Origin of the sequence: Lentilactobacillus buchneri (assembly GCF_018314255.1) — a bacterium.
GTDB classification, from domain to species: Bacteria; Bacillota; Bacilli; order Lactobacillales; family Lactobacillaceae; genus Lentilactobacillus; species Lentilactobacillus buchneri.
The window spans coordinates 1,499,767-1,517,639 of sequence record NZ_CP073066.1; the positions used below are offsets into that span (position 1 = coordinate 1,499,767).

Consider the following 17,873-nt stretch of genomic DNA (forward strand, 5'->3'; position numbering starts at 1 on the left):
TTTTTGTGGTTGAGCAGAGAATAACCGTTTCTAGCACGGCTATTTCAGCTTTGACGGTGCAAGGGTATACTAATAGTTGTTTGAATAAAGTAGGGGGATTTCAAATTGGGGAATACTCGTTCCAATCTTAAAACACAGCTGGTCTCGATCGCGACAGCCTACCGGAAGAACTTTTTTGTGATTGTTTGGGCAGTTGCGGCAGTCGTCTTCTTTTTGGGTACGCGGTTTCAATTTGGTGCTAGTGAAATTCAGGTTATGCCATCTATTCGGTCATTAATCGGTGCGATTCCCTCAATAACTGCCCAAGAGCTGGTCAGTGATACCCGGCTGATCCTGCCGCTGCTTTTGCTATCACTGATTCCGACCTACATTCTCTCATCTGTTTGGTTAAGTTTGGCTGGGGCGCTAAATGTTGCCGGACTGGGTTCCCTGGTCGCTTCATCATTTCAGATTGCTTCAAGTGGTGCTCGATGGTATTTGGCGACAGCCTACGTCATCGACTTGCTTCTGTTGATGATGCTGCACTTGTTGCTTTTCGTGATGATTGCAGAAATGAGCGACTTTTATGGCCAAAATCGCAGTCGGGTCCACTGGTGGACGTTTTTCGTCACCTGGTTCGCATCGCTTAAACATACATATCTGCGCTATTGGCAGTTATTCTGGGGGATTTTGATTCTTCGAGTGATTTTTAGCATCTTGATAAATATTTAAAAGGGGTTTTCAAATGATTAATGGACTAAGACAAATCCGCGGGTTTGTTCAAAAGGAGCTTGGGTACGAAACCACTGGCCACGATTACACGCACATTGAGCGGGTGGTCAGTTTGGCCAAGTTGATTTTAAAAGGTGAGGATGCTGATGAGTCATTGGTAATCATTGCGGCTTACCTGCATGACGTGAGTGATGATAAAGTCACCACCAATCCGGCTGCCAAACGCAAGGCAATTGCTGATGAATTGATTGGCGTTGGTTATGATGAGGCGTTTGTTAAGCAAGTATTCGAAATCATTGATAACATGTCCTACAGTGCCAATCTGAAGACCCACCACCACTTGTCGATTGAAGGGCAGATCGTTCAGGATGCCGACCGTCTTGACGCAATTGGCGCGATTGGGATTGCCCGGACCTTTTATTTTGGCGGCCACTTCGGTGAAATTATGTATAATCCACGGATTATGCCGCGGACGGGAATGGATAAGGCTGAATACCGTAAGCGCGGGACGGTCATTAACCATTTTTACGAGAAATTATTCAAACTCAAAGATCAGATGAACACGCCAACCGCCAAAAAAATCGCCGAACACCGCCAACAGGTCATGCAAGACTTTGTGGGCGAATTTGTCGACGAATGGAATGGCACTAAATAAACCGAAAAATCAGGTTCATCACGATTGAAATCAGTAAATTAAATAGTGAAATGACCACGATAATCACCGTCAAACGGATTAGTAAGCTGAAAAACGGCGCTTGGAGTGGGGTGAGCGAGATGATGACGGCCAGTAATGTTAAGCAGATGACCCCCTGCCAGAATCCCTGTTTGGAATTGTCGAAGTCGGCGGGGCTCAAATCAAAACCACCAATACAGATGTTGGCAGCAATTATCAGAAATAAGCCCATCGAAAGCCAGTTAAAAGTCGGCAGCACCACGATTAGTTGACTCAGCGGCTGTTCAGCAGTCGTCATCAATGATTGGTAGACTTCGGGGATGAAGTATTTTGCCAGCAGCAGGACAGATAAACAGCAGCCAAAGATGGGCGCGACGCCGATGAATAGATTACCCATATTTTGGTAGAGATTGCGTTTGTTCCAAGTGTGGTGGACGTATCCCAGGGTATTATTGTCTGCCGTTGGTACTCGCAACAAGCGAAACTGATCAATATGGTGGCCAAAGACTAACGCTACCAATAAGTGGCTGGCTTCATGAATGATAATCCCCAGAAAGCCAAAGCCGATTTGTCCGCCAATACCAAATTGATTGGCAATCCGTTGCTTGGTGCCGTGGTTGATGGATGACAATAGATAGATAAAAAGAAATGGTACTCCGATCATTAATCCGAGTACCAAACCAATATTTGTTAGAATATCTTTGAGCATTCAATCATTCCTTTATGTCGGCGAATTTGCCGCCGATCAGGTCGACCATCTGCTGGGAGTCAACCTTAACTGAACGGCCGATTTGTCCAGATGAGACGATGATTTCCCCCATCTCCTTGGCTTCCTGGTCGACATAAATGGGGTAATGGAACTTTTCCCAAATCCCGATTGGCGTGTTGGCACCGTGCTGGTAGCCGGTCGTCTTCAACAAGTCTTTCAACGGTACAAGATTAACTTTCTTGTTGCCGGAAACTTTGGCGAGCTTTTTTTCGTCCAAGTGTTCGTCGACCGGAACCACACCGACAACCGGGCCAGTGGTTTTGCCGGAGAAGACCAGAGTTTTAAAAATCTGGTGCTCGTCAGTATCCACGTGGTCGACGCTGATTTGTTCGACGTCGCCTTCTTTGTGGGTGGGAAATTCCATCTGTTCAAAAGGAATTTTGTGCTTATCGAGAATTTGTTCGACTAATGTTTTATGAACTTTATTTTTCTTCTTTTTTGACATTTGATAACACCTCAGGGATATTTTAGCACAATCGGCAAAACGATTCTGTCTGAACAAAAGATGATAATCTGTTATACTTTATTGATAATAGATCAATTTAACGATTTAATAAGGAGCACAAATGGCTGATTTAGTATATCGCAATATCATGAAGGATTTGAAGGAGCGCATTCAGGCCAATGAATTTGCCTCAAAGAAGCTGCCGGATGAACGAAGCCTCAGCGAATCCTATGGTGTTAGCCGCAGTTCAATTAAACGCGCGTTGAATGTTTTGGCAAACCAAGGCATTATTTTTAAAAAGCGGGGTTCTGGAACCTTTATTAACCCGCTATATCAGAAGAATCAGACGATTTTTCAATACGAGGGATCCAACCTGGGGGTTACTGACAGCTTTAAGAGTGATGGTCAGACGCCTAAAATTAAGTTGTTGGATTTTAAGGTCGTTCCCGCAAGCGAAGAGCTTCAAACCGAATTGTTTTTAAATCCGGGTGAATTTGTGTACGAGATTAAGCGGCTGCGATCGTTTGACGACAAACCATTCATGATTGAACTCGGCTATATCCCAATTCGAGTGGCGCCGGAACTCAACAGCGAACGAGTGGAGGGCTCAATCTTCAACTATTTTGAAGACGCAACCGGCAACTCGGTTACCAAGTCATTTATGACCATCACAGCGGATCCATCGACCAAAGAAGACCAGCAGTTGTTGGGCTTGAAGCCGGTCGAACCAGTTGGCGTGATGGAAGGTATTTTCTTCTTGGATGATGGCACGCCGTTTGAAGTTTCAAATATGCGCATTCATTATAAGTATTTGAATTATAATACCTTTGTGAATTTGGATGAGGATAAGTAGCAGAGGGCGACGAGGGCCGGGAGATGCGGTTTCTAAGCCAGCTTTGGTTGAAACCCCGGGTTTGGGTTTGAACCAAAGCGGGTTTAGAAGTTAGCATCTGGCCCGTCGGAGCCCATTTCGGCTCGGTAAAAGATATTTTCAAAAGAGCAAAAAGCCAACACCCAGAACCACTCAACCAAAAGAAGGTGATCCCACGGGGTTCTACATCATGCTAATCATCGCAATCCTAGGCCTACTCATTTTAATCTATGGTCTGAGACAAAAAAATCGCCCAGCAGTTAAAGGCGTATTCATGGTCATCGGCATCTTACTACTGATCTTTGCGGCGATTGTTGCCACGCCAATGGGCACCGAAGTTATGTCACATATGTTTCATTAAATCTTTATTCTACTGCAGTGAGTCACACAGTGATTCCTGCAGTATTTTTGTGAGCAAATTTTCCAACCACGCCACTGAAAAAGCCTATCCTATAGATGAAAGTTTTGAATCTTCGGGAGGAGGCACGCAGCATGGCCAGGCAAGTCAATCAGCAAAATCAATGGTGGATTTTCACCGCCGTCGTCTTATTGTCATTCATGTCGACACTCACCAGCAGCATCGTCAACATTGCATTGCCGGTCATGTCCCGAGCAATGGCGGTGCCGACTGCCCAAGTGACGTGGGTGGCCTCAAGTTACCTAATTGTGACGTGCATGTTCTTATTGCCATTTGGCAAGTTGGGTGACATGTTGGGCAAAGCCCGGGTTTTTAAGATTGGCACCGTGATTTTTACTATCGCTTCCCTATTCTGCGGCATCAATCTGGGGTTTGTCTGGATCTTGATCATGCGGGGAATTCAAGCTTTGGGTGCCAGCATGACGTTGAGCACCAACGCCGGAATTATCACCGAGACCTTTTCTAAAGAACAGCGGGGACTGGCACTTGGCAGCTTTGGTTCGGTGGTCGCCCTTGGGAGTATCGCCGGACCGGGTCTGGGCGGCCTCATCCTAACTTACCTTCCCTGGAACTACATCTTTTGGGTCAACGTGCCGGTCGGGATCGCGGCAATTATCCTTGGCCAAATTGTGCTGCCGAAAGCTGAAGCAACAACTGCTGGTAAAATCGACGCTTGGGGGATGCTGGTTTTGATTTTTATGGCCGGCAGTTTATTTATGGGCCTCATTTTAGGTCAACAAGTTGGTTTCATGAGTTTGATTTTTCTCAGCTTGATGATTGCGACAATCATTTTACTGATTATCTTTATTTATTTGGAAAAACGGGCAGCCGATCCGGTCATGAATTTTCATTTATTCAGCAATATTGATTTTTCGCTGAGCCTGTTGCGACGATTTTAGTTTATGGAATTAATTTTGTCGTCAACATCATCGAACCAATCTATTTGGAGCAGAATCGATTCATCACCACCGACCTGGCCGGCTTGATTTTGATCAGTTTTCCCATCATTCAAATTATCGTCTCACCGTTTGCCGGGTGGCTCAGCGACCGATTCGGATCACACCGGATTGCGGCGATTTCCTTGGCGATGCTCATCATAAGTCAGGCGGGGTTGGCGAGCGTTAACCATACAACACCTCTATTGATCTTATGTCTCTGGCTTGGTTTTGTTGGCTTGGGCAACGGCCTGTTTCAAGCACCAACCAACGTGCTGGTTATGAACTCGGTATCAAAAGATCAGCTGGGCGTTGCCAGTGGACTGCTGGGGTTCTCGCGGAATACCGGGATGACAGTTGGAGCGATTTTCGCAAACATCCTGCTATTTACTGGTATCAGTATGAATCTCGGCCACTCAACCATTGATTATCCAGTTGCTCAACCAGAAGCATTCATTTTTGGAATGCGATTCACATTTTGGATCACAACGGCGATTTTTGTTCTATTGTTTATCGTCCAAGTGGCCGTCAATTTCAAACGGAAAAATACGTGAGTAAAATGTTCGAAAATTTTGTTACAAAATATTAATAATAGTGGACTAAATATTTGTTAGCGTCCATAATGGCACATAAGTATAGGATTTTCGCCCACTAAATATTGGACCGTATCAATTTTCTAAAAGGTTGACTTTTTGAAAATATCGTTTAGTATTAGTGATGTAAATTGATCAAGAAACAGTTGGTGAATTTTACGGACATTCTATACAGAAGTTTGTTGCTAAATCGAAGAAGGAGTGTTAATTAATGACAGTAGATTACGATTCCAAAGAATATTTGGAACTTGTTGACAAGTACTGGCGTGCCGCTAACTACCTTTCAGTAGGTCAGTTGTTCTTGCGCGACAACCCATTACTTAAGCGACCTCTTGAAGCCAAAGACGTTAAAGTTAAGCCTATTGGTCACTGGGGAACTATCGTATCACAAAACCTTATCTATGCAGAATTGAACCGTGTTATCAACAAATACGATTTGAACATGTTCTACATCGAAGGATCAGGTCATGGTGGCCAAGTTATGGTTTCCAACTCATATCTTGACGGTAGCTACTCAGATATCTATCCAAACATCAGCCAAGATGAAAAAGGTATGGCTAAATTATTCAAGCAATTCTCATTCCCAGGTGGAGTTGCTTCTCATGCCGCACCAGAAACACCAGGTTCAATCCATGAAGGTGGAGAACTTGGTTACTCACTTTCACATGGTACCGGTGCTATCTTAGACAACCCAGATGTAATCGCTGCTGTTGAAATTGGTGATGGTGAATCAGAAACCGGCCCATTGGCTGCTTCATGGTTCTCTGACAAGTTCATCAACCCAATTACTGATGGTGCTGTTCTTCCTATCATTAACATGAACGGTTTCAAGATTTCAAACCCTACTATCCTTTCACGTATGAGTGACGAAGACTTAACTAGTTACTTTAAAGGAATGGGCTGGGATCCATACTTTGTTGAAGCAACTGCTGATACAGACCATGCCAAGGTTGAAGAAGAATTTGCCAAGACCCTTGACCATGTTATTGAAGAGATTAAGTCAATTCAAAAGAATGCTCGTGAAAACGAAACACCAGATAACGTTAAGTTACCTAACTGGCCAATGATTATCTTCCGTTCACCTAAAGGCTGGACTGGTCCTAAGAAGGATCTCGATGGTAACCCTATCGAAGGTTCATTCCGTGCTCACCAAGTTCCAATTCCTGTTGCCGCAGGTTCAATGGAACACAAAGACTTGCTGAATGACTGGTTGAAGTCATACAAGCCTGAAGAATTATTTGATGAAAATGGTACTGTTAAACCAGAAATCCGTGCAGTTGCACCTAAGGGCGACAAGCGGATGTCAGTTAACCCAATCACTAACGGTGGTATCAAACCAGAACCATTGAAGCTCCCTGATGTTCGCGACTTCGAAGTTAAATTCGATCGTGGTGTAACTCAGAAGCAAGATATGATTGAATGGTCAAACTGGTTGGAAAAGGTTGCAGAACTTAACCCTACCAGCTTCCGTGGATTCGGTCCTGACGAAACTAAGTCAAACCGTCTTTACAGCTTGCTTGATGACTCTAAGCGTCAATGGATGGAAGACATTCACGAACCATTTGATGAAGATCTTTCAAACCACGGCCGTGTTATCGATTCACAACTTTCAGAACACCAAGCAGAAGGTTGGCTTGAAGGTTATGTATTGACTGGTCGTCATGGATTCTTTGCTACTTACGAATCATTCGGACGAGTAGTTGACTCAATGTTGACTCAACACTTCAAGTGGTTACGTAAAGCTTCAGAACAATACTGGAGAAAGCAATATCCTTCATTGAACTTTGTTGATACTTCAACAGTATTCCAGCAAGATCACAATGGTTATACCCACCAAGATCCAGGTATGTTAACTCACTTAGCTGAGAAGAAGCCTGAATTCATCCGTGAGTATCTTCCAGCTGATGCTAACGAATTGTTAGCTGTTGGTGATGTTGCATTTAGAACTTACGAGAAGATTAACTTAATCGTTACTTCAAAGCACCCACGTCGTCAATGGTACACAATGGATGAAGCTCAAAACCTCGTTAAGAATGGTCTTGGCTACATCGATTGGGCATCAACTGACCAAGGTCAAGAACCAGATGTTGTCTTTGCTGCCGCAGGCTCAGAACCTAACTTGGAAGCATTGGCTGCTATCTCAATCTTGAACAAGGAATTCCCAGAAATGAAGATTCGTTTCATCAACGTTGTTGATCTCTTGAAGCTTCGTTCACCTAAGGTTGACCCTCGTGGTTTGAGTGATGAAGAATTTGACAACTTGTTCACTACTGACAAGCCAGTTATCTTCGCATTCCATGGCTTCGAAGACCTTATCAAGGATATCTTCTTCGATCGTCACAACCATAACCTTCACGTTCATGGCTACCGTGAAAATGGTGATATCACTACACCATTCGACATGCGTGTCTTGAACCAATTGGATCGTTTCGACCTTGCAAAGGAAGCTGTTCAAGATATTCCAGCTTACACTGTTAAGGGTGGTTACTTCATCCAACGTATGAACGACATGGTTGATAAGCACAATGCTTACATCCGTCAAGAAGGTACTGATCTTCCAGAAGTTGTTGACTGGAAGTGGGAAGGCCTTAAGAAGTAATTTCATTACGACTTAATGCTTACTAAAACCTTAAAGGAGCTCGAAATCAGAAATGATTTCGAGCTCCTTTTTTGATACATATATATTTGAGAATTACTCGCGGGTAACGGTAATTGTTTTTGTGATTTGATTACCAGTCTCATCAACGGCAGAAACCTGGAAGATATTTGTTCCCTGATTCAGGTTAAAGGTCTGAGTGAATTGATGAGGACTGTGGGGATTGGGATTGGCACCCAAATCTTGGTGGTTCACCCAACCCGCGTTATTTTGCTCATGGAAAAGATTGTTGCCATTGATCAAGAGGCGATAGCCATCAACGTTATCATTCACAGTACCGCTGATGGTGAATTGATCATTCGAAGTTGTTAATTGATAGTGGTTCTGTGAGGTTTCGGAAACATTGTCAGGCATCGATAAATTCAGCGTAGGGGCGGTTGTGTCGGCAATAACCACGAGAGTACCTTTGGCCGTTGTCCACTGATGCTTCTTGGGTACTTTTAGGATGTAGCCGATCCCTTGCTGGGTCGTTGGATTAATTGGCATCTCAAATTTGAAAGACCCAGTTTTTGAAATTTTCACTTGGTTAATTTTCGCATTTTGGTTGGGGCTGCGTAAAATGGTTAACTTCGACTTCGGGTTAGCCGCTTTCCCAGCAATCGTTAGTTGATGGGTCTGCGGATCATACACGTTGCTGGCTGCGTTGATTAAGGTGAAGTCATTGTCGTTTAACCCTTTAAATGTAATCCCCTTAGTTGGTGAGAAACGGGTGGTCACCGCATACTTATCGTGACTCATCATTGATTCCAAGTCATCGGTTTTCAATGTCCAGACAAGCTTGGAACCAGGGGTTGATGACGTTTGAACGTGGTTATACATCTTTGGACTGACTTTGATCGAACGCTTGGTTTGGTTACCGGCAACGTCGGCCAACGTCATCTTTAGTTTGCCTTTAGCTTGCTTGAGTGCGCGTTGCTTGGCCTCCGACAGTTTGTAGACCAGGCTGCCGGTATTTGATTGGCCAGAATTGTTCAAGCTGACGCCTGCAGACTGATGACCAATTTGGACGGCAAGTGTCGATATTGAAGTAAAGCCAACCCCAACGTCGGAGTAGTTCACCGCCAGTCGGCCGTTCCGATAAGTTGCCTTGGTAATCTTTGGCGCAACCGTGTCGACTTTGACCGGAAGACTGTATTCTTGCTGCTGCTTGGCGCCATCGTTGAAATTGGTGGTTTGTAAGACGTAGTGGTACTGACCATCTGGAACCACCGTCATCTTACCGGTTGACTGATTATAAGTCATCCCATTCCAATTCAATGCCTTGGGGTTCAAGCGCATCGAAGGCGAAAGGGTTAAATCGTCAATGTAGCCGGAACCGGCTTCTTCAATTGATTTCTGGGTGTTGGTTTCATTGTCGACGGTTCTGATGACCTTGCCACTGGCATCGGTAATCTCAGCAGTGACGTTTTGGAGGTTCTGGGTGGTGAACACGTATGGACTGATGGCATCGGAATGGCCGTCCCCATTGGGTGAGAAGGCCACCTTGTCGGATTGGATTTTTTCCGGCATATCGTCTCGCAGTTCGTCCGGATCCTTCAAGGTGTTCAACCAACTGGCCAGAGAGGTTCGGTCACTCAATCCCAGCGGCATATCCTGAGTGTCCATTAGGTAGCCACCGTTGAAAATACTGTCAGCCTGATTGGCGGGTTTATCGACAACCTGCTCATCAGTTGGATCCCCATAGTAGCCGAAATAGGGAACCGTCAAATTTTGATTTGAATCGGCATTTTCAAAAGTTAGATAACCTTCAGCGACGCTATTCAAATTAGCTTGGCTGCCCAAATCGAGGGTAAAAGGAACCAGCTGCGTTTTGCCGGGGTTAACGGTGACGGTATCATTGGCGGATTGCAGTGTGGCACCAGGGATCGCAGTGTCATGAACCGGCCCAACATTATGATTGTTGGTTTTTCGGCTTTCTGTAAACGGCCCATTTGCCGTGTTGATATGGTAGGTTAACGGCTCTGAGCTGTGATTGGTCAGGGCAACGTTGAACTTGGTGGTTTGGCCAATTGTTTTCAATGAAATTGATCCTTGGTTACCACTTGGATCGGCGGCGGATGCCTTTAGATTAGCGGCATTGGTGACATTCACCTGACCGGCACCTTGAAGCCGGGGTGAAATCAGTTCTCCTTTGAATTTGTCGTTGGCCATTGGTTGGGCGGCATTCATCAGAGCTACTTTGACTGCCTCAACCAGTTTGGCACCAGTTAACGTTGGCTGATCTTTTTTAAATTTCTGCATGAGTAGAGCTACCGAACCGGCAATGTACGGCGAGGCAAATGAGGTCCCGGTGTTGGTCGTAAAGTGATTATTTTGATCCAAAACGGCGATTTGCTGCCCAGGCGCACTGACATCCGGTTTTAACTTAAAATCCGGTGTCGGCCCCCAAGCCGAGAAAGAATCCATCTCGCTCTTGTCACCCTGCTTGGTGTTTTCATCGCCAACCGTGGTGGCAAATGGTGAAATGGCAGGATCGCTGATGGTGCCAGAGTTAGCCGGTTCATAAGTCGTAATCGTTGAATTGGATTGCTCATTATAATCGGTGGTGATACTGCCCGCATGCCCATAGTTGCTGCCGGCGACAGCCACAAAAACACCGTGATCGGTCGCATATTTCACGGCCGCTTGTTCCTGATCATTGAGTGATTCATTACCGACGCCGATCCCCAGGGACATGTTAATCACATCTGCCCCGAGATCAACCGCATCATAAATCGCCCGCGCAACGTCGTTTGGTGATTCATCAGAGAAACCACCGTAGACTTTCAGATTGAGAATCTGGGCTTCCGGAGCCACTCCTTGGACAAATTTGGCTTTGCTCCTTCGTGCGACACCGTTTGCTGCGGCAACGCCGGCGACCATTAGACCATGGAAACCGGAAACACTGTCTGCGGAACTGTCATCGTTATTATTGTTGACGTAATCGTAGGCGAAGGGAATCTTCGGGCTGATGTATTTGCCGTAACCCCTTTGAGCGATAAACTTTTGGGCCTGGGATTTAGAAATTTTGGCTGTGGTGTTACTAGATAGTTGAAATTCCTGATTATTCTGCACGCCGCTATCGATGACCGCAACCACCATTCCCTGGCCTTGATAGCCTTGCGACCAAAGCTTGGGAACATTTCCCTTGGTTAAGGCGTTTTGGTTGGCCGGCTGGTTGGTTGCTTTTTTAATTGCGGTGGTTTTTGGATTATGTTTGGCGAGGACTGGATTTGAGGATGTGATTGAAACAACACCGAGTGCCCCGGTAATTGTCAGTAAGCCGATTAGTTTGCGAATATTAATCATGCGATCTCCTCCTCAAATGTTGTGAAACTGATTAGTCCTTAAGTAAATGAAATTTTTGATTATCCTCGAAGAATTTGCCCATCTGTAGGAGTAGATCTTCACGACCTTTTCTGGCCATGAATTGAATTCCCAGCGGTAGACCATTTTCTCCGACATAGGTTGGCAGGCTGATGGCTGGTTGGCCGCTGATATTCGCCAGCTGAGTGAACGGCGACAAGGTCAGGGCAGGCAGCCATTGGTCCCAAATCAACTGCATTTGTTCTTCTGGATTTAATTCTTCAATGTGCTTCATTTTAGTTAAATTCTCAGCTGAGACTAATGGTTGATCGATTCGGGGTGCTTGATGGGCAGTTGTTGGCGTTAGGTAAAGGTCAAATTCCTGCTGGAAGGCATCCATATCACTGACGATATTATCCCAAAAAGTCAGTGCTTGACTGTACTGAACGGCCGTCACTGCTCGCCCGGCATAACCGAGCGCCCAGGTCAACGGTTCAACGTTTTCCTTAATGACGTCATCTTTGAGGTGCATGTTGGCAAACATCGTTGCTGTTTCACCAGCGTTCATCAAATAGTAGCTTTTCATTAACCCGACACCGTCGATGGGCGCGTCTGCCGGAATCAAATCGTATCCTTCATCTGTCAAAAACTGAACGGCATCCATAACCGCTTGTTTGGCCTCGTCGGAAACCGGCGTCCCAACTGGCGATTCTGTGGAATAAGCAATTGTCAAAGTCTTGGGCAGGCTGTTCAAGGTTTCAGTGAAAGAGGCTGCTGGAAGTGGAACTTGGAATGGGGCGGCCATCTGGACAGTCGATATGGCATCCAGTAAGCGGGCGGTGTCATTCATATCCCGGGTAATCGCAAAGTTGATTGATGCGCCTTGCCAACCCCGCCACTCGCCTGGGCCGGTTGGTACCCGGCCACGAGTTGGCTTGAGGCCAATGGTGCCGGAGAATGATGATGGGATTCGAATTGAACCGCCGCCATCATTTCCACCAGCGATTGGCAGCCAATCAGCGCCGACTGCAGCTGCCGAACCACCTGAGGAGCCGCCGGGTTGATAATCGGTATTCCACGGGTTGTGAGCATCACCATATAATCTTGAGTCGGTGACGTTCTTGAACCCAAATTCTGGCGCATTGGTTTCACCGACTGGGATGAGGCCGGCCTTCAAGAAAGCTTGAACGAAGTTGTTGGTAATGTTTGACTTGTAATCCTTGAGCAGCATTGAGCTGCCGGTATCAGGTTCACCCTTGAAGGATTGGCCAAGGCCCTTTAATAAAATGGGCACCCCGGCAAATGGTTGGCCGGTATCGTTAAATTGACTGGCCATCTTTTTAGCGCGATCGCCCCATAAGGTAGTGACTGCGTTGAGCTTTGGATTGTTCTGCTCCACGGTATCGATTAGTTCCTGGACCAGTGCTACCCGATCCAACTTCCCTTGGCGGATTAATTCTGATAATTCAGTTGCCGAGTAACTGGATAAATGTGTTTCTGTCATATTCGACTCCTCTCTAAGGCACGGTTAATGACGGGATAATTCTTGCTCAAACTTGATAAAATGATCCGGAATGGGTGCCTCAATTAATTTTCGTTGTTTAGTGAATGGCATTAATAAATCAACCTTCCAAGAATGCAGCATCAAGAAAGGGCTACCATTACTTGAATTATACAGCGGATCCCCAACTAAAGGGTGACCAAGCGCGGCAAAATGAACCCGGATCTGATGAGTTCTCCCGGTTTCCAGCGAAATCTGGACGAGTGCGTACCCGGACTGTTTGCGCAGTACGCGATAACGCGTTAACGCAGGAGCCGCGTGAGGCCCATTGATTTTTCGTTTACGTTTGTCATCTGGGTCACGGCCGATTGGCAGATTGATTGTGCCTTCATCAGGTAAGTCGGTTCCCTCAACCCAGGCCAAATAAGTCCGCTTAATTTGTTTGTTGGCGATGTTGGCCACCAAAATTGGCACGACCACCGGATTTTTGCCGAAAATAATCGCCCCACTGGTCTCCTGATCTAATCGGTGAATCATGTAGGGAACGGTCTTTTCGGTTGCCAAATAAGCCGCCAAATGGTTAATCGTCGCCCCAACTTCACCAGGTTGGTTGGGATGGGTTTTATCACCGCGCCGCTTATCCATGACGACTAAATTTTGATCTTCATAGAGAATCGCGACCGTGGCCGCTGAATCAGCCGTGACATTTGGAAATGGTCTGGCAAAATCAGCCGGCACAAAAGTCAGCTGGACTTGGCTGCCGGCTTTAACCGGGAAATTTACCGGCTGATAATGGCCGTCTACCAGCACTCGTTCGGCATGGCGAATACTGTAAACCAGATGCTTGGGCAGCTGCCAATAATTACTTAAAAGCGCCTTTAAGGGACGGCCGTTCATGGCTTCCGGTACAGTCTCATTAAAACACCACTGAATATCTTTCATCTTCATTGTCCTTAATCGTTGATAGCAAAAAGGCGTCGACATAATTGCCGCCGCCCACACGCTGTTTTTGTTATTTGTTTGGTGTTACTTTGTCTTTTGGTCGAACGATCAAAACATCGCATTTAGCGGTTCGGGTCACATAACTGGTAACCGAGCCGATAATCAACCGCTCAACGGCGCTTAGGCCGGTGGAGCCGATCACGATAACATCGTTGTTGTGGTCTTTAGGAAATTCACGTGCAATGATTGGTTTCGGGTTGCCAAATCGGATGTGGATGTCGACGCTTTTGACGCCGGCGTCCTCAGCCTTCTTTTGATATTTCTTTAGCTGATCGTCCGTATTTTCAGTTAACTTGAAAACAACGTCCCCACTTACAGCACTTCCATAAGTTTGGTTAAATTGGTTTACTTCCAAAATGTTTAAGATATCCAAATGGGCATCGTTGTCCCGAGCTACCTCAATTGCTCGATTCAGCACTTTTTCGGTTGCTTTTGAGCCATCTACCGGTACCAAGACATTTTCATATTTTTGCTGTTGCATGTCAATCACCCCGTATTCGTATTGTCCTTACCTAAACTATACCATTCTCTTGGATGCTTGTAATCAATTAAAATTTTCAACTTTTTGCTTGTGATTGTAATCGCTTTCCTAACGTGCTAATATTCAAGTTGATCAAGTAAATGAAAAGAGGCTGTTATTTTATGTACTATTATGTCATGAAATCCAATGATATCAGGCGCAATTTGGCTACTGAACAGTATTTGATGAACGAGATAAAATTTGATGAACCGTTACTTTTATTCTACATTGAAGGACCATGTATCATCGTTGGCCGTAATCAAAACACTCTTGAAGAAATTAATAAAAAATATGTTGATGAACACGGAATTGTTGTTACCCGTCGTCTTTCCGGCGGTGGGGCTGTCTACCAAGATTTAGGCAACCTTTGCTTCAGCTTCGTGGTTGACAGTGACAGTGAAGAGTTTGGTGACTTCAAGTCATTCGTTCAACCAATCGTTGACGCGCTTCACGACATGGGCGCTAAGTCCGTTGAAGTTAGTGGCCGTAACGACATTTTGGTTGACGGCAAGAAATTCTCCGGCAATGCAATGTACACCAAGGGCGGCAAGACGTTCTCCCACGGTACATTGATGCTGGATGTTGATTTGTCAGTCATTCCAAAGGCTTTGGACGTTCCTGAAGACAAGATCAAGTCAAAGGGAATCAAGTCAGTCAGCTCACGGGTTACCAACTTGAAACCATACTTGTCACCGAAGTATCAAGACTTAACCACTCCTGAATTCCGTGATCGTTTACTGAAAGAGTTGTTCCACGTGGATGACCTCGACCAGATCAAGGACAAGGAATATCATTTAACCGATGACGATCAAAAGGGCATCGATAAGATTTTTGATGATTACTACAACAACTGGGATTGGGTATATGGCAATTCACCAGAATTCACCGTTAAGAAGCGTCAACACTTCACTAACGGAACCATTGATGCCCGTCTGCAAGTTGATGACGGCAAGGTATCCAACGTTAAATTCTTTGGGGATTACTTTGGCCCACAAGATTCAACTGAAGTTGCCGACAAATTAAAGGGTGTTCGTTTCGAACGTAAAGACTTCGAAGATGCCTTGAAAGACGTTGATTTGAACCAGTACTTCACCGGAATTTCTCGTGATGATTTCTTTGATATGCTTTTCTAAACCGCTTTAATAAGGTACACTAAAACTGGTAATAAAAAGATAAATTCCATCATCGAATTTATCTTTTTTTGTTGGAATTCTGGAGGGTAAAACGTTAAATGAAAAAAGAAGAAAAGCAGACCATTTTCTGGGCAATCATCTCGTTGGTGGTTTTCCTGGCAGTGACTTGGTTGATGACATTGCCTTTCATGGCACTGAAAGCACCGGCCACGACTGGAGAAGCATTGCAGGTGACTTGGATTGCGATCGCCTTTTACGCGGCCACGTTGATTTTGGCCGCACTACGGGTTAAAATCAGCTATTATCTGCTGGCAGTGGTGATCGCCATTTATTCGGTTGGCTTCGTGGGGATGATTTCGACGATGTTCCTGAATAGTGACGCGACGATTCTGGTCAAGCTGTTTGTGTCGGCGGTTGCCGCATTTGGAATTGTCGTCAACGTCTATTGGTATATCTTGGCGTTCAGATTGAGAGCAGTGCTTCAACACGATACATTTCAACGGCGGATTAACAAGCAAAAAGGATTAAGAAGATAGGTGACTAATTTGGAAAAAGATGCAGCAAGTTTCGTGGATGATTTGGTTAATGAAAAGATTGAAGGCAAATCTTTCACCAAGAAGCTCGACGACATCATGAAAGATCCGGCCAAAGTGATGCAGCCGGTGTATGACTACGTTGAGGAACAACTGAACTTAGGTAAGCTTGCATATGGCGAGGTCAAGGCATCCGATGAAGATGTTGCGATTCGTTTGGAAACCAACTTGATCAATTTACCATTCCAAGATGCCAAAGTTATCAGTAAAATGATGCAGGATCAAGAGACATTGCCGGTGAATGTGTACCTGGTGATCAGTTCACCGTGGGTCAATAAATCCAGTTTGCGGATTGATGAGGTCGCCAGTGCCGATGACTACGTGGGCAACGTCGCCAACTACTTGGATCAGATGAACAACTGGGTGGCTGAGCATTTGGATATGGTCAAAGAAAACCTTGAAAAGCAGCCTGAAGAAAAGTAGGCCAATGAAAGATGCCTTGATGTTTTCATGGAAACGTGGCATAATACTTGTATGCGATGAGTCGAGAAATCACACAGCATTTATGCTGTTGCGCAAGCGATTAATGTGAATTCGAGCGGGACACAATTTAAGGCACAGATTTGCTGGTGTTTGACTTTAGCGGATTGTGGAATCCAAGAAGTCCATCTACTTTGGTAGGTGCCGTAATAAAGAAGGTCGACTGGAGAAATCCGGTTGACCTTCTTTTTTTGCTAATTTTTATGAACAAATCGGCAAAACATCAATTGTTTATACTGATGGCTTGATCGTTTTGACTTCGCACTGATTGGGACTAAACATTCAAGATTAATTTTCCAACTATATGCCCTGTTTCACTGAGTTTATGCATTTCGCGGACATTCTCGGCATTGAACTTGAGCTGAGTCGCAATCGATACTTTGAGTTTGCCGGCGCCGAGCTTATTGCTTAGAGTGGTGATCACGTCTTTATCGGGATGGGCGTTGATTTTTTCAAATGACACACCATATTTTTGACTGAGTTCTTCTGCCTGATCAGTGGTTTCAACAATCGAAATGATGCGCCCACCAGGCTTGACGACTTTGAAAGCATCTAGTTGGTTTTGACCGCCTAATGTGTCAAAGACTAAATCAACTTCTGGTGAGACTTTGGCAAAATCCTGTGTTTTGTAATCAATGACTTTATCAGCGCCAAGTCCTCTAACATAATTGTCGTTGGCAGCGCTCGTGGTCGTGATGACGTGAGCGCCGATGTGTTTGGCGAGTTGAATTGCCATGGAACCGACACCGCCTGAGCCGGCCAGTATTAAGACAGTTTGGCCAACTTTGAGGTGCCCGGCATCAAATAAAGCCTGCCAAGCAGTTGTGCCGGCAAGTCCCAGCCCAGCAGCTTCTTGAAAGGAGACGGTAATCGGTTTGTGGGCGGCTTGATCCGCGTCAATCGCATAAAACTCCGCATAGGTTCCGCGGTTGCTGGGCGTACCATAGCCGATCACGGCATCACCGACTTTGAAACCCGTCACCTTGGCACCGATTTTTGAGACGACACCAGCCATTTCTTGTCCCAAAATAATGGGAAAATCAAATGGGTAGCGTGCTTTCCTCAGGCCTTTACGAGTTTTCCAGTCAATCGGATTGACCCCGATACTGACAACTTTTACTAAGAGTTGATCATCATTAATGTTAGGAATTGGCATTTTGGTTTCAGTTAGTTGATCTCGATCGCCGTAATCGTTAATCACGACGGCGTTCATTTGATTTGTCATTTAATCACCTCGACAATATCATAACAGGTAATGAAGTTGATGAAAAATCAAAAGGATTGTGTA

At 45.3% G+C, this 17,873-nt stretch carries 15 protein-coding genes and 1 pseudogene; 9 read left to right on the forward strand and 7 right to left on the reverse strand.

What is annotated here, in order from left to right:
- Nucleotides 1–105 precede the first annotated feature (105 nt).
- Together KE627_RS07105 and KE627_RS07110 are read left to right on the forward strand one after the other, a co-directional pair.
- Nucleotides 106–711, forward strand: coding sequence for a hypothetical protein (locus KE627_RS07105; RefSeq protein ID WP_013728911.1), 606 nt, complete (start codon nt 106–108; stop codon nt 709–711).
- Nucleotides 712–724: 13 nt separating this feature from the next.
- Entirely contained in the window at nt 725–1,366 is a 642-nt protein-coding gene (locus KE627_RS07110) for an HD domain-containing protein (protein WP_013728910.1), read from the forward strand.
- On the opposite strand, the gene KE627_RS07115 is transcribed toward KE627_RS07110, so the two are convergent.
- Together KE627_RS07115 and ybaK are read right to left on the reverse strand one after the other, a co-directional pair.
- Nucleotides 1,359–2,093: a hypothetical protein gene (locus tag KE627_RS07115; protein ID WP_013728909.1), complete on the reverse strand. Its 735-nt coding sequence runs from the start codon at nt 2,091–2,093 to the stop codon at nt 1,359–1,361. The genes KE627_RS07110 and KE627_RS07115 overlap by 8 nt on opposite strands.
- A 4-nt stretch (nt 2,094–2,097) precedes the next feature.
- A complete protein-coding gene (gene ybaK / locus KE627_RS07120; protein WP_013728908.1) occupies nt 2,098–2,598 on the reverse strand; it encodes a Cys-tRNA(Pro) deacylase in 501 nt (166 codons plus the stop codon).
- 121 nt (nt 2,599–2,719) lie between these two features.
- Between ybaK and KE627_RS07125 the strand changes: the two genes are divergently transcribed.
- The 4 genes and pseudogenes from KE627_RS07125 (at nt 2,720) to KE627_RS07140 (ending at nt 8,014) form a co-directional block, all read left to right on the forward strand.
- Nucleotides 2,720–3,451, forward strand: coding sequence for a GntR family transcriptional regulator (locus tag KE627_RS07125; RefSeq protein WP_013728907.1), 732 nt, complete (start codon nt 2,720–2,722; stop codon nt 3,449–3,451).
- 208 nt (nt 3,452–3,659) lie between these two features.
- Nucleotides 3,660–3,830, forward strand: coding sequence for a hypothetical protein (locus KE627_RS07130; protein WP_153107032.1), 171 nt, complete (start codon nt 3,660–3,662; stop codon nt 3,828–3,830).
- 131 nt (nt 3,831–3,961) lie between these two features.
- A pseudogene (locus KE627_RS12520) lies at nt 3,962–5,376 on the forward strand (MFS transporter).
- Nucleotides 5,377–5,626: 250 nt separating this feature from the next.
- The gene (locus KE627_RS07140) at nt 5,627–8,014 is read left to right on the forward strand and encodes a phosphoketolase family protein (RefSeq protein ID WP_056938692.1); all 2,388 of its coding nucleotides are present in this window, start codon (nt 5,627–5,629) and stop codon (nt 8,012–8,014) included.
- A 93-nt stretch (nt 8,015–8,107) separates the two neighbouring features.
- Here KE627_RS07140 and KE627_RS07145 read toward each other — a convergent pair whose 3' ends face one another.
- From KE627_RS07145 to KE627_RS07160, 4 genes are all read right to left on the reverse strand, one after another.
- On the reverse strand, nt 8,108–11,359 hold the full coding sequence (locus KE627_RS07145) for a S8 family serine peptidase (RefSeq protein WP_013728904.1): 3,252 nt from the start codon (nt 11,357–11,359) through the stop codon (nt 8,108–8,110).
- Between the two features lie 31 nt (nt 11,360–11,390).
- Nucleotides 11,391–12,860, reverse strand: a complete 1,470-nt coding sequence (locus KE627_RS07150; RefSeq protein ID WP_013728903.1) for an amidase family protein — start codon at nt 12,858–12,860, stop codon at nt 11,391–11,393.
- A 24-nt stretch (nt 12,861–12,884) separates the two neighbouring features.
- A complete protein-coding gene (locus tag KE627_RS07155) occupies nt 12,885–13,799 on the reverse strand; it encodes an RluA family pseudouridine synthase (protein WP_013728902.1) in 915 nt (304 codons plus the stop codon).
- 70 nt (nt 13,800–13,869) lie between these two features.
- Nucleotides 13,870–14,340, reverse strand: coding sequence for a universal stress protein (locus tag KE627_RS07160; RefSeq protein WP_013728901.1), 471 nt, complete (start codon nt 14,338–14,340; stop codon nt 13,870–13,872).
- 161 nt (nt 14,341–14,501) lie between these two features.
- On the opposite strand from KE627_RS07160, the gene lplA reads away from it, so the two are divergent.
- The 3 genes from lplA to KE627_RS07175 all read left to right on the forward strand — a co-directional run bounded on the left by lplA (nt 14,502) and on the right by KE627_RS07175 (nt 16,528).
- A complete protein-coding gene (gene lplA / locus KE627_RS07165) occupies nt 14,502–15,512 on the forward strand; it encodes a lipoate--protein ligase (RefSeq protein ID WP_013728900.1) in 1,011 nt (336 codons plus the stop codon).
- A gap of 98 nt (nt 15,513–15,610) precedes the next feature.
- Nucleotides 15,611–16,048 (forward strand): DUF5391 family protein, encoded by a 438-nt coding sequence (locus tag KE627_RS07170; protein ID WP_013728899.1) that lies wholly within the window; start codon nt 15,611–15,613, stop codon nt 16,046–16,048.
- Entirely contained in the window at nt 16,049–16,528 is a 480-nt protein-coding gene (locus KE627_RS07175) for a hypothetical protein (protein ID WP_013728898.1), read from the forward strand.
- A 331-nt stretch (nt 16,529–16,859) separates the two neighbouring features.
- Here KE627_RS07175 and KE627_RS07180 read toward each other — a convergent pair whose 3' ends face one another.
- Nucleotides 16,860–17,810, reverse strand: coding sequence for an NADP-dependent oxidoreductase (locus KE627_RS07180; RefSeq protein WP_013728897.1), 951 nt, complete (start codon nt 17,808–17,810; stop codon nt 16,860–16,862).
- Nucleotides 17,811–17,873: the final 63 nt, after the last annotated feature.